We start from the raw sequence: 13,714 nt of genomic DNA on the forward strand, positions 1-13,714 counted from the left end.
GCGTGCCCTGGCATGCAGGTGAGCAATAGTGCCGCAGTTGCGTCGCAAGCCCAAAAATGCCAGCGGCAGCCGTGATGGCTGCCGCTGGAGGTACGCACACACAGTGCAGTGAATCAATGCGCGCCGAAGCGCCAGTTCAATTCCAGCATGTAGGAGCGGCCGTAGCCGGTGTAGTTGAAGATGTTGTAGTACGGGTAGTCGGTGTAGGTGCGGTCGCGCGGTGGACGTTCATTGGTCAGGTTGTTGACCGTCGCCGTGAGCGAGATATCGTCGTTGATGGCATAGTCCAGCGTCGCATTGAAGGTGGTCCAGGCGCCCACCTTGCGTGCACCTTCCACCGCGTAGCCATTGGTACTCTGCTGCGAAAGATAGTTCGGTGTGCGGCCATAGCGCTGGCCGAACAAGGTAGTTGTCCACGCATCCTTCTGCCAGGTCACCGAGGCATTGGTGATGCTGCGGAATTCGGTTGAGAAGAAGGGCTCACTGAGTAGGTCGCGTACCGGGTCCTGCGGGAACTGCTGGCTCTTGTGCTTGAGGGTCAGGTTGTACTGCGCGTCGAACACGAACAGGCCCAAGGATTCGGTCGCCAGGTTGTACGTCGCCTTGGTGAGCACGCCGGAGATTTCCTCGTTGGAAATGTTGACCGGGTTGATGCGAATGCTGCTCAGGCGATTGGGCACGAGTGCATCGGGGCCAGTGCGATCGATCCGCGACAGCGCATCCACGCAGGTGGGCGAGCTGATGTCCAGGCTGCCCAAACGGCACGCCGATTCGGTCTGCAGCAGATTGTCGGTGCTGAGATCGCTGACCTTCTGGTCGATCTTGATGTTGTAGTAGTCGGCATTGACGCTGAAGCGTGCGCTCGGCGACCACACCGCGCCGGCGCCCCAGGACTTGGCCGTGATCGACTTCAGGTCGCGATTGCCGACGCGGCGTCCTGAAATCGTGGTGCCAGCGTAGGTGCAATCGGCGATCGGCACGCCCGGTTCTTCCACCGCGCAACGGTAGTAATCGTTGACTCCCTGAAAGAAGCCGCTGTCGCCAGCGAAGGAGAACGCCATGTCCGGTGCCTTGAACGCAGTGGCGTAGTTGCCGCGGAACAGCAGCGAATCGATCGGGCGGAATTCCAGCGCGGCCTTGTAGGTGAACTTGGAATCGCCACCGCCACCCTGGTTCTTGTAGTCGTCGTAACGGCCGGAGAGGTTGGCGGTCAGGGTGCTCAGGATCGGCACGCGCATTTCGAACGCTGCCGCCCAGTTGTCGCGCTTGCCGCTGCCTTGGGTACCGGTCAGCTGATAGAAGTCGCCGGCGATGACGCGCGGGTCGGTTGGATTGGTCCAGTACTGATTGCCTGCCTGAAACACGCCGGCGATGCCCACCGCGCCGGCCGGCATGTTGAACAACTCGGTGTTGGTCAGCTGCAGGTTGACGTTCTGGGTCCAGGTCCTGGACTTGGTGCGGATTTCATCGTTGAAGCTGCGGTACTGCGCCGGCGTCAACGCGCGATAGAAGTTGGCATCGTTGGGCGAGTAGACCGGGTAGCCGTAATACTCGCCCTGTTGTGCGCCGAGGAATTGCTCGCGAAAAAAGTCTTCGATGCGATCGGTCAGCGGCCATTGCTGTCGGCTTTCGATGCGGTACTCCGAGCGCGCGTAATAGGCATCGTAGGTCCAGTTGCTGGCACCCAGACCGCCCTTCAGACCAACTGCGATGTTGTAGGAATCGGCGGTCTGGCGGTTGTTGTTGAAATCCAGATTGCCGGTTTCTTCGGGTGCAAAAATGCGCTGATACCCTTCCAGCTGTTGGCTGTCCTGGTTGTAGAACAGGCCGCCCGTGTCAGAAGAGGTTTGCCAGAAGCGCGGACCGCTGTTGACTTCCACCTTGGTGCGGTTGAGCAACAGGGTCGAGTACAACTCGGCATTGTCGTTGAACGCATAGCTCAGGTTGGCGTAGCCGCTGGCGCTGCGTTCCTTGTTGAGGATGCTGGCGTAGCCAGGCTCTGCACGGCTGCTACAGAAGTTGCCGCGGTTGGCGCGGTTGTCGTATTGCACCGATCGATTGAACAGCGCGCCCAGCGCAGCGCAGTTGTCGGCACCGGGGTCGATGTAGGTCCGCGGCGTGTTGTGCAGCGCGATGCGTGAGCCATAACGCAGGGTCGGGTCCGGGTTGTCGTTGGTCGAATCGAAATCGCGCCGCTGAAAACCGTAGATTGGGTCCTGATTGTTGAGCTGCAGTCCCCACACGATATTGGCGCCGCCGATCTCGTTGCCGCCGGTGAGCTGGAAGCGCTGGTTGTTGCCGCCGCCACCATCGTAGGTGCCCATGCGGTAATTCATCTGCACGCCGTCCATGCGCTTTTTCAGGATGATGTTGACCACCCCGGCGATGGCGCTGGAACCGTAGATCGAGGACTGGTTGCCTGGCGCCACGTCGATACGCTCGACCATGCCGACCGGCACGCTGGCCAGATCGACGAAGTTGCTTTGGCCGTTATAGAGCAGCGGGTAGTCGGCCATCGGCCGGCCATCGATCAGCACCAGGGTGAAACCGGGATCCAGGCCGAGCAGGCTCAAGGATTTGGCGCCTGGGGTGAAGCCGTTGCTGAACTGGCCATCCTGGACCGAGCCGGTGGCCATCGGCTGCGAGCGCAGCACGTCGTAGACGTCCTTGAAGCCGCGGCGCTGGATGTCCTGCGAAGTGATCGAGAAGACCGGGGTGGCGGTTTCGATCTGGGAGCGGGGGATCAACGAACCTGTCACGGTGACCTTGTCCAATTGGGTCACGTCACCTTGGTCCTGTGCCATCGCGAGCGATGGCATCGTCAGGGCGGTGCATACAGCGGTAACCAGCAAACGACGCTTCATGAAATTGACCTCTCTCTCAGGGTGTAAACGGGCAAGCAGCAATTGGGGGGCGCTCGCAATCGGTGCCAACGAAACGTTAACAACACGCCGAATGTAACCACGTCACTCGGCCCCCGTATAGTCGCGTTTGCCTAGATTTTTTGTCCCTTCACACCGAGGCTGGGTATCCTTCGCCGATGCTTAAAGTCGTGTTTGCTCTTTTCTTGCTGTGCACCCTGTTCGTTCCGCTGCAAGCGGTTGCTCGGGCAACCATCGACAGGATCGAAATCAAGGGGTTGGACGACGGCGACGACGCCGAGATGATCGAGAACATTCAGGTCTCTTTGTCTCTCTATGAGGCCGTCGGCAAGGAACAGGGCGAGTCGCGTCTGGAGTATCTGCTGGCACAAGCCGAGCGGCAGACGCGTGAGGCGCTGGAGCCGTTTGGCTATTACTCGCCGACCATCACGCTGGCTGCGCCACGTGCGGGCGACAAGGTGACCGTGGTGATCACGGTGGATCGTGGCGAGCCGGTGCGGGTGCGCGCCTCGCATATCTCCATCACTGGCTGGGCCGAGCAGGACCGTTATCTGGGCCAGGACCTCAAGCAGTTCGAGCCGCGCGAGGGCCAGGTCTTCAGTCATCCGCAGTACGAAGCCAGTAAGGTGCGCATTACCCGGCGCCTGGCCGAGCGTGGCTACTTCGATGCCGACTTCACCCAGCGCCGCGTTGCGATCACGCGTGCCGAGCATGCGGCCGATATCGATCTGAACTGGGATAGCGGCCGCCGCTACGACATGGGCAAGGTGCGCTTTGACTACGACTACTTCCGCGATGGCCTGTTCGACCCGCTGGTGTACTGGGACGAGGGCAGCTACTACCACGAAGGCAAGCTGGATCGGCTGCGCGAGTCGCTGACCAAGCTGGATTACTTCAGCACCATCGACATCCAGCCCAAGCCCGAAGAAGCCGACGCCGATGGCCGCGTGCCGGTGGACGTCAAACTCACCCGCGCCAAGCGCACCGTCTACACCGCCGGCCTGAGTTACGGCAGCGAGAGCGGCGCCGGTGTGCGCGGTGGCGTGGAGCGGCGCTATGTGAACTCGCGCGGCCACAAGATGGACACGCAGCTGGACTACGCACAGAACCGCAAAAGCCTGACCACCAGCTACCGCGTGCCGGCGTTCCGTTGGCTGGATGGCTGGTATACCGCCTCGGCGCGGCTGTACGACGAGCAGACCGACTACATCGATCTGCGCAACGTCAAACTCACCGGCAGCCGCAGCGGCCAGATCAACGAGCGCTGGAGTGCGATCGCCTCGATCAACGCCCTGCGCGAGCGTTGGCGCTTCAGCAGCGGCGACGATTTCGACGGCGCGGTGTACGAAACCTCCACGCTGATCTACCCGCAGCTGCAGGCCAACTACATCAACGTCGACGACCGGCTGTTTCCGCGCAGCGGCGTGTCCGGCCAGATGTTCATCCGCGGCGGCGCCGAGGGTGCCGGCTCCGATACCAACTTCGGCCAGCTGTATGGCCAACTGCGCTGGTTTCTGGGCGCTGGCGACAACAGCCGGATCATCCTGCGTGGCGAAGGTGGCACCACCTGGACCAGCGACCTGGTGGCGATGCCGCCGAGCCTGCGCTTCTTCGCCGGTGGCGCAAACAGTATTCGCGGTTATGCGTTTCGCGAAGTCGGCCCGCGCACGCCCAAGCCCGACGAATTCGCACTGGGTGCCAAGAACGTGGTCACCGCCAGTGCGGAATACGAGCATTACCTCAAGGGTGGCCCGTGGGGCGGCGCGGTGTTCGTCGACAGCGGTAGCGCGTTCGATGACCGGCCGGACTGGCATACCGGTATCGGTTTCGGCCTGCGTTGGCGCTCGCCAGTGGGCCCGGTGCGCGTGGACATCGCGCATGGCTTGAATGACCCCGACTCGCAGTTTCAGCTCTACATCGATATCGGGGCCAATCTGTGAGCACACCCACGCCGCCGCCCGCCGCACCACCCCGCGCGCGCTTCTATCGCCGCCGCCGGTTCTGGGTAGGCTCGGGTCTGACCGTGCTGGGGCTGGTGCTGCTGGCCTTGATCGCGCTCTATTGGTTATTGCAGACCGTGGCCGGGCGCGACGTGTTGCTGGCGCAGGTGGTTGCGCGCCTGCCGGTGGGTGCCACCTTTACCTACGGCAAAGTCGAGGGCCCGGTCGCCGGCCCGCTGACCTTGCGCAATGTCGACTTCAGGTATCAGGACATCCACTTCACCGCCGAGCGCGTGTATCTGGAGCCGGATCTGCGCCCGCTCTTGGGGCGCAAGCTGCAGCTGGACGCGGTGCAGGTCAGCAACGCCACCTTGAATCTGGGCAAGAGCGAGGAGCCGTTCAAACTCCCCAGCTGGCCCGAGTCGCTGCCGCAGATCGACGTGCCGCTGGCGATTCAGGTCGACAAGATCGATGTGCAGAACCTGCGCATCACCCAGCTGCAGCAGCCGATGATCGTGCTGCACAAGATGCAGGGCGGGCTGGAAGTGGCCACCGGCGAACTGCGCACGCGCGATCTGGTGATCGACACCGACATGGGCGATTTCCGCCTGCATGGCGATTACGTGCCCAACGACGCGTACCGCGCCGACCTCACCGCCACGGCGGTGCTACCGGCCGCGCGCGGGCGTACCCCGGCCAGCCTGGGGCTGGTGGCACGCGGCGACCTGGACAAGATGGAAGTGGCCATCGCCGGCCGCGCACCGGCCCCGCTGCAGGCCAGCCTGGTGTTTACCGGCCGCGACGACCCGACCTGGGCGTTCAAGGCGGTCACCGATGCGCTGGATCCCTCGCTGCTGATTCCGGCCGCTGAGGGGCAGGCCAATCCGCCCGGCACGCCGATCGCACTGAACCTGCAAGCCTCCGGCAAGGGCGGCAACGCCGATCTGCACGGCCGCATCAAGCAAGGTGAGTTGAGCGCCACGCTGCAGCCTTCGCATATCGGCCTGGCCGAACAGGTACTCACCGTCGAACCGTTGGTGATCGACACCTTCGAAGGCCGCACGCAATTGCGCGGCACCGCCGATTTCCGCGATATCCAAAATCCGAGTTTCCAGTTTGCGGTCAACGCCAGCGGCCTGCGTTTCACTCCGGCGGCGGACCCGGCCACACCCGACGCGCCGCTGGTGCCGGTGGAGTTGCGGGACGCACGCTTGGGCGTGGCCGGCACCTTGAAGGCGTGGGCCGCGATCGGCAGCGCCACGGTCGAGCGCGATGGTCAGCAGGCCGAGCTGATCTTCGACAGCCGCGGCAATGACCAACGTGCGCAGCTCAAGCAGGTGCAGGCGAAAACGCCGGGCGGCTCGCTGGATCTCACCGGCGAAGTGGCTTGGGCGCCGGAGCTGCAATGGGATGTCACCGCGCACCTGGCCAAGTTCGACCCGGGTTATTTCGCGCCTGGTTGGAATGGCAACCTATCCGGCAAGATTGCATCCAGGGGTCGCCAGTTGCCGGCACCTGCAGGCGGCGTCTCGCCGGGTGTGGAGGCCACTGCGGAGATTCCCAGCCTGACCGGGCAGCTGCGTCAACGCGCGCTGTCGGCCAATGGCAAATTCGCACTGCGCGGCGAACAAGGCGAAGGCGAGCTGCAACTGGCGCTCGGCAACAGCCGCATCAACGCCAAGGGCAAGGTCGGCAGCCAGCTCGACATCGCTGCACAGCTGCAGCCGCTGCAACTGGACGACGTGCTGCCTGGTGCCACCGGCGTGGTGCGTGGGCAGCTGCAGGTCAGCGGCAAGCGCGACGCGCCCGACATCACCGCCGACATCGCCGGCAATGGCCTGCGCTGGAACACTTATAGCGCGCAGAGCATCAGCCTGCGTGGCCGGCTGCCGTGGCGCGGCAGCGATGGGCAACTGGCGTTGCAAGGCACCGCCATCGAAGCCGGCGCGGTGCTCGACAGCGTGCGCGTGCAGGCGCGCGGCGCGGTGGAAGCCTTGCGGCTGGATGCCGATATCGCCAACAGCATGGCCAGCGTTGCACTGCAGGGCGATGTACGGCGCAATGGCGAGCGCTGGCAGGGCCAGGTCGCCACCTTGCGGATTGCACCTTCCAAGGGCGATGCCTGGGCACTGCGTCAGCCGGCGCAGTTCAGTACCGACGGTGCGGCCTTCACCTTGTCCGATACCTGCCTGGGCGCAGCCACCGGCGGCGCGCTCTGCGCCAGCGCCAACTGGCCGCGCGAAGGCATGGTGGTGCATGGCGATGCACTGCCGCTGTCGCTGGTGCAGCCATGGCTGCCGAAGCAGGAAGGCCGGCAGATCTATCTGCGTGGCGAGTTGTCGCTGGACGGCAGCTTCAAGCCGCGCGGCAACGCGTGGGAAGGCAGCCTGCGCATCGCATCGCCCGAAGGCGGTATTCGTCTGGGCGAAACCCGCTACGCCGCCGTGGCCGGCAACCCCAATCGCGGCGAGTTGTTGCGCTACGACCAGTTCAGCATGCAGGCCGATTTCACCCAGCAGCAGATCCAGGGCAAGCTCGGTATCGGCTTCCAGGGCGCCGGCTTTGTCGATGCCAAGTTCAACACCGGCTGGGATGCGTACGCACCGCTCAACGGCGAGCTGTATCTCAACATGTCGCGGCTGTACTGGCTGGAGCTGGTAATTGCCGATGTGGTGCGGCCGAAGGGGCTGGTCGAAGGCCACGTGAGCCTGCGCGGCACCCGCGACAAACCGCTGCTCGGCGGCGATGCCACCTTGAGCGATTTCACCGCCGAATACCCGTCGATGGGTTTGACCCTGAGCGAAGGCAAGGGCCGCTTCGACGCATTGCCGGATGGCTCGGCCAAGATCACCGCCTCGGCCAAATCCGGCGAAGGCACGCTCACCGTCGATGGCGGGTTGTCGTGGTTCGGCACCAGCACGCCGCTGCTGCTGAATATCCGCGGCAATAACGTGCTGGCCTACAACACCAGCGAATTGCGCATCATCGCCAACCCGGACATGCAGTTCGGCATTACCGATAACACCATGCATTTGCGCGGCAAGGTCACCGTGCCCGAAGCCGACATCGACCTGGAACGCCTGGACCGCGGCACCTCGGTGTCCGAAGACGTGGTGGTGCTGGATCCGGTAGATCCAGAACAAACGCCAGCTTCGCCATTGGATATGGACCTGGCGATCGTGCTCGGCGACAAGGTCAACATGACCGGTTTCGGCCTCAAGGGCGGATTGAGCGGGCAGATGCAGATTCGCGCGCGTCCGGGCCGCGAGATGACCGCCAGCGGCGGGTTGGATGTGCGCGGCCGCTACAAGGCCTATGGCCAGGATCTGACCATCAGCCGCGGCCAGCTGACCTGGAACAACAACATCGTCTCCGACCCGCGCGTGAGCCTGCGCGCCGAACGCAAGATCGGCGATGTCACCGCCGGTATCGACGTCAGCGGCCGCGCCGAATCGCCGCGCGCCGATGTGTGGTCCGAGCCGGCAATGTCGCAATCCGAAGCGCTCTCGTACCTGGTGCTCGGCCGCGGCCTGTCCACGGCCAGCAGCGACGAAACCCAGCAGGTCAGCGCCGCCTCGGCGGCACTGTCGGCTGGCAGCAGCCTGATCGCCTCGCAGATCGGCGCCAAGCTCGGCCTGGACGAAGCCGGCGTCAGCCAATCCAGCACGCTGGGCTCGGTGGTGGGCTTCGGCAAGTATCTCTCGCCCAAACTCTACGTCGGCTACGGCGTCTCGATGATCGGCGGCGGCTCGGTCCTGACGCTGAAATACCTGCTTAGCCGCGGCTTCGATATCGAAGCCGAATCCAGTACGGTGGAGACCAAGGGCTCGGTCAATTGGCGGCGGGAGAAGTAGGTCGTGACAGTTGGCTGGCGGAACTGCTGGCCCATCTGCGAAGTCTGCCGCCGGCGTCCTGTAGATCGCATTGTGCAAATAGAGGGCTGCCAGAAGAAGATGGCTCAGAGCGCTTGTGGTTTATCAGGTTGGTTACATCATCTTTTTTTCGTGTTCTTTCTGATACTCCAGTGGTCCAGAGTGGATATGGGATTGGCCAAAACAGTGAAGTTGTTTTTATTCTCGGAATTGTTACTAATTGTAGTGTTGGCAATCGACTATTCGAAAATCCGTAGGCGGTAAGTGCACGCCCTGCAGGACCAGGTTCACATGGCGTAAACGCGTTTCAGCCCCGTGTGCGTTGAGTATCGTCATCGCTGGTAGGTCGCGCGGTTTTGGTTGGTGAAGGCGAGCCGTTACGTACTCTTTATGCCCGCGAAGTGGTGCGGATCTAGCCTCTTTACGCCACGCAGATCTACCTTGGCACTCCCGCACAGCAGTGCGTTGAGCCGAACACGATGTGTATCCTGATTTTGCGAGGTCCTCAGGCCGACCCGGCGCCGTTGGTGCCGGTGCAATTGCCTGAGTGTGCTGGGCGTGCGTTGCGCACGCTGGCGTGTGCCGATGTGGATAGCTTGATTGCCGAGCTGCATGCGGCCGGTGGCGATGCCGAGGTGGAGCTGGTGTTGCTGGATTCGGGCGATCTGCCCTTGTCCGAGCGCAGCTGCGCGCGGGCCTTGCGTGCTGCCGTGGACGCGTTGCCCACCCCGTATATCGAGCTGCATACCGATGCCGATCAGGAGCTGGAGCCGTGGCTGCATGCGCAGCATGCACCGTTGGCGGTGGTGATCACGCCGCACGATGCGCCGCGTGCGTATGCGATGTCGCTCGGGATTGCCGCGCGGTGTTTGCCGTCGCTGCACGCGCCATTGCGCGTGGCTGCCTGAGGAGGACGCCATGTCGATCATGATCATGCGTGGGCCGGAGGCAGTGCTGCCGCTGGTGCGCGGGCCGCAGCCATTGCCGCGCGCCGTTATCCGTCAATTGGTCGCGTGCGCCGGAGACGCGGGCAAGACGGTGGCGGTGCGCGCCTGTGGGTCGGAGCAGGAACTGCTGGATGCGCTACGTGTGGCCGGTCAGGCGCGGATGGAGATCGCGCTGATCGATCCGGGCAGTTGCGTGGACAGTGCGCGGTTGCATCGCGTGCTGCGCGACTTGCCTTACCCGTATGTCGAAACGCACGACGATAGCGTGGACCGCCCGGAACGTTGCCTGCCGCACGGTCTGGGGCAATGCATCGCCACGGTGCGTGGCTACTGCGCGCAGAGCTATCTGCTTGGGCTGGAGATCGCGCTGGAACATCTGGGCTGCACGGAGATTCAAGGCGATGTCCACGTCGGGACCTGAGCGGCGCCAGCTGCATTACTTCGCCGATTACGAAGGTTATTGCGACGGTCGGCCGGTGCTGTGGGGACAGCTGGCGCACAGCGTGGAGGTGCCAGCCGATGGCGAGCTGGATGCAGCCGGTTTGGTGTGCGCGCTGCGCCGACGCGCGGCCGAGGCACACGGGTTGGAGGCGGGGCAGATTCGCTTATGCCAGGTCACGCGCCTGTAGCTGCGCGCGCAGAGCAGCCGACAACACGAGTACGCAGCCACTAGGCGGGCGCGGCGTGACTCGGCGCGGCATCATCACCTTTACGCTGCAGGTGCTGCGCGCTGTCCGCATCCAACTGGCGACCGCCTGCGAGGTTCTGGTGGCCGCTCGTTGTGTATAGCGCGCGGACGTGTCGCTGCAAGCGCTGCAAAGCGCACGCCCGGTGCGGCGCCGCATTGTCTGGACGCCACGGCCAACGACAACCACTGAGAGACATTGCCGCCCGAAGGCGGCAGTGTCGTGTTTCGGACAGGACACGTAATTGCCGTCCTGCGGATCCTGCTTACTTGGCTGCTGCGTTCTCCGGTACGAACTTGATTAGCTGATTGCTGGTCGCGGCGGTACCGAAGTTGAAGCGACCGTAGCCGTCGCCCCAATACAGCGCGCCGTCTGCGATGGCCGGCGAACTGATCACCGAGCCGCTGGCGTTGTAGTTCCACAACGTGGCGCCGGTGTCGGCGTCCAGTGCGACCATGTTGCCCGCCATCGAGCCGGCATACAGCAGGTTCGGCGAGACCGTCAGCGAGCCCTGGCCGCCCGCCGGCACGGTCGGATTCACCGGGTTGATGCCGGGAACCTTGACCTGCCACTTGATCTTGCCGGTTGCCGCGTCCAGCGCGGCCCACGAGCCGCCGTTATGGGTCTGGACGTTCGCCGGCCCCAATGTGTAGGTGGCGTTGGAGTTGTTGTTGATGGCCACGTAGACCTGCGACTTGTACGGGTCGAACGCGGTACCCCATTCCACGCCGCCGGTGGTGCCGCCGGGGCCGACCTGCGTCGACCACACCTTGGCGCCGGTCTTGGCGTCGAAGGCCCAGTAGATGCCGCTCTTCTGACCGGCACCGACCAACTGCTGCAACTTGCCGTCGTGCGGCACGGCAAACAGTTGCACGCCGGCACCGCCGAAGTCGTAATCCGGACCGGTCAGGTTGGTTGCCTGCGTATTCGGGCACAGGCCGTTGGTGGGTGCGACGATGCAGGACAGGTTCCAGGCATCGTACCCCTGCGCACGGTTGGCCCAGACCAGCTTGCCGGTATCCAGATTCAACGAAATCACCGAATCGACGTAGTTGTCCGGCGCCATGCAGTTGAGTTCATCCTGCACCGTGAGTTCGCTGCCGCGGTAGGAGCGCGCATTGGAGATGCAGTTACCCACGCCCTGCGGAATGTTGTAATTGTTGCCGGTACCGAAATACAGGCGACGGTTGATCGGGTCGATGGCTACCTGGCCCCACACCGACGCGCCGGTGTAGCCCTCGGGCACGTTGTAGAACTGCCACACCTTCTTGCCGGTGTTCAGATCCACCGCCACCACGCTGCCGCGGAAGCTGAAAGTGTGGTTGGCCGCCAGGTTGCCCCAGTCGCCGGACGACACGCCGACGTAGATGCGGTTGCCGTAGATGACCGGCGAGGAGGTGATGCGCGCCTGCGGGTTGGCTTCCACCGTGGTCTTCCACAACAGCTTGCCGGTCTTCTTGTCCAGCGCCAGCAAGGTGCCGGCGACCTGGTCGCCAACGATGATGCTCTTGGCACTGATGGCCGGCGTGTTGCGCGTCACCGAGTTGGCGTTGCCGGTGTAATCGGACAGCTTGGCTTGCCAGTTCGGCTTTCCGGTTTGCGTGTCCACGCTATACAGCGTGCCGCCCCAATCGGGCACATACAAGGTGCCCCCTTCGACGCTGGGCGTTGCCGAAATATCGCCGGTGGTGGTCAGGGTCCACGCCGGCTTGAGGGTCTTGGCCGTGGTGCGATTGATCTTCCACTCGCCCGGTGCGAAACGCCAATTCAAGTAGCCGCCACCGGCGGTGGTCCAGTTGCTGGGGCTGGCGAAGGGAAGGTCTTGACCGAAGCTGCGCCAGACCTGGCCGGAGCGTGCGAATGCCTGGGTATCCAGGGACGATACCGGCTGTTGTGCGGTGGAGGCACCAGACTGAGCGACAGCCACTGCACTGACGAGCAAGCAAGGAACGAGCGTCAAACTGCGGAACCGCAAACGGCGTTTGGGATTGGTCATCACGGCATGTCCTAGATAGAAGGAAGCGTTGGATCCCCCCGGATCTGCTGACCGACGATGGACGATTGAAGCGACCGCGCAACACCTGCGCGGCGCTGCATTCACAAAGCGGTCGGGTCCGTTTGCATCTGGTACGACCAGCTTGAAAAATTTGCGTTCAATCGGTTCGTTATTCGCACCAATCGTGATGATTCATCACTATCTTGCGCGGTCTCGATAGAAAAAATGATTGATGCGCGTTGGTTGAATGTGTGCGGATGACAACGGTTTGCAAGAAGTAACCTGGAAATGTCGCGCAACCTTGTGTGGTGGCTTTCTGCGGGTTGAGAACGCGATGGAAGAGGGTGCGACACCAGCCTGGTGCGCGATGTGGGCATCGGAGCCGATACTCGCAGCACCTTGTGGCGAATGGACGTTCGCGCTGAGCGCTGTGGCTGATTATGCGGCGCGGTACTCATGGCGCGGCATGCGGATGCAGGCGGGCGTGGCCTGTGCCCTCATCCGCCCCGGCGCACTTCTCCCGTGGGGAGAACGCAGTGGCGCTACGAAGTCGCTTGGCCGCTCAGTCGCCGGCCGCAGAATGCGGCTGCATGGATCGGCGTTGGCTGCGACGAAGCCAGCGCGACAGCAAGTACCAGGCCGCGTTGCACCGTGCGCCCTGTCTGTGTGCAGTGCCATGACGATGCGCGAGACGTTCTCGATCTGTTGTATCGCCGATCTCGACCCAGCAGCGGCATCGCGACGCACAACGCACTAAGCGGCAATCACCGCATGCCTCGTGCAAATCATCTGGGCCGACTCACACGCGCTCGGACGCGCGTGAAGCATGTTGCAGTGCAGCGGGATCGGTCGCTGCGAGCTGGCCGATCGCATCCTGCACCACGGCAGCGACGTTGGCATCTACATCCACCGACACGACGTCTGCTTCGTCTAGCGGCAGTTCCAGTGTCTGTATCTGGCTGTCGAGCAATGTGGGAGGCATGAAGTGGCCGGCGCGGGCGCTCAAGCGGGCGGCGATCACGTGCGGGGCTGCATGCAGGAATACGAAGCGCATCGGTACGCCGCTGTTGCGCAGCAATTGGCGATGTGCGCTGCGCAAACCGGAGAAGGCCAGTACCACCGATTCGCCAGCCTGTACGCAATCGCGCAGCGTCGCCGATAGCAGTTCCACCCACGGTAGCCGCATTGCGTCGGTGAGTGGTTGGCCGGCTGCCATCTGCGCGCGTGCGGCCACGCTGTGATAGTCGTCGGCATCCAGAAAACGGAAGCCGTAATGCGCTGCAAGTGCCTGCGCAATGGTGGTCTTGCCGCTGCCCGACACGCCCATCACCACGATGGCAAGCGGCGAAGCGGACGCGGGCGTGGCGAGTGTGGCGGTGTCCATCACGTCA

Annotated in this window: 8 protein-coding genes; 5 read left to right on the forward strand and 3 right to left on the reverse strand. The window is 63.5% G+C overall.

Annotation, left to right across the window (positions count from 1 at the left end):
• Window positions 1-113: 113 nt before the first annotated feature.
• Entirely contained in the window at window positions 114-2,804 is a 2,691-nt protein-coding gene (locus M0D43_RS12185; protein WP_260808267.1) for a TonB-dependent receptor domain-containing protein, read from the reverse strand.
• A 236-nt stretch (window positions 2,805-3,040) separates the two neighbouring features.
• On the opposite strand from M0D43_RS12185, the gene M0D43_RS12190 reads away from it, so the two are divergent.
• From M0D43_RS12190 to M0D43_RS12210, 5 genes are all read left to right on the forward strand, one after another.
• Window positions 3,041-4,822, forward strand: a complete 1,782-nt coding sequence (locus M0D43_RS12190; RefSeq protein ID WP_252164828.1) for an autotransporter assembly complex protein TamA — start codon at window positions 3,041-3,043, stop codon at window positions 4,820-4,822.
• Window positions 4,819-8,676 carry a translocation/assembly module TamB domain-containing protein gene (locus M0D43_RS12195; protein ID WP_252164829.1) on the forward strand — a complete coding sequence of 1,286 codons (3,858 nt, stop codon included), beginning with the start codon at window positions 4,819-4,821 and terminating at the stop codon, window positions 8,674-8,676. The genes M0D43_RS12190 and M0D43_RS12195 overlap by 4 nt, the downstream gene beginning before the upstream one ends.
• A gap of 497 nt (window positions 8,677-9,173) precedes the next feature.
• Complete coding sequence (locus tag M0D43_RS12200) at window positions 9,174-9,602, forward strand: hypothetical protein (RefSeq protein WP_252164830.1); 429 nt, start codon at window positions 9,174-9,176, stop codon at window positions 9,600-9,602.
• Window positions 9,603-9,612: 10 nt separating this feature from the next.
• A complete protein-coding gene (locus tag M0D43_RS12205; protein ID WP_252164831.1) occupies window positions 9,613-10,062 on the forward strand; it encodes a 3-dehydroquinate dehydratase in 450 nt (149 codons plus the stop codon).
• Window positions 10,043-10,270: a hypothetical protein gene (locus M0D43_RS12210; protein WP_252164832.1), complete on the forward strand. Its 228-nt coding sequence runs from the start codon at window positions 10,043-10,045 to the stop codon at window positions 10,268-10,270. Before M0D43_RS12205 ends, M0D43_RS12210 begins: the two co-directional genes overlap by 20 nt.
• Before the next feature lie 322 nt (window positions 10,271-10,592).
• Here M0D43_RS12210 and M0D43_RS12215 read toward each other — a convergent pair whose 3' ends face one another.
• Complete coding sequence (locus tag M0D43_RS12215) at window positions 10,593-12,323, reverse strand: BamB-related PQQ repeat family beta-propellar protein (protein WP_252164833.1); 1,731 nt, start codon at window positions 12,321-12,323, stop codon at window positions 10,593-10,595.
• A 799-nt stretch (window positions 12,324-13,122) separates the two neighbouring features.
• Window positions 13,123-13,707 carry a gluconokinase gene (locus tag M0D43_RS12220; RefSeq protein ID WP_101364943.1) on the reverse strand — a complete coding sequence of 195 codons (585 nt, stop codon included), beginning with the start codon at window positions 13,705-13,707 and terminating at the stop codon, window positions 13,123-13,125.
• Window positions 13,708-13,714 lie beyond the last annotated feature (7 nt).

Source organism: Xanthomonas prunicola (genome assembly GCF_025266575.1).
GTDB lineage: Bacteria > Pseudomonadota > Gammaproteobacteria > Xanthomonadales > Xanthomonadaceae > Xanthomonas > Xanthomonas prunicola.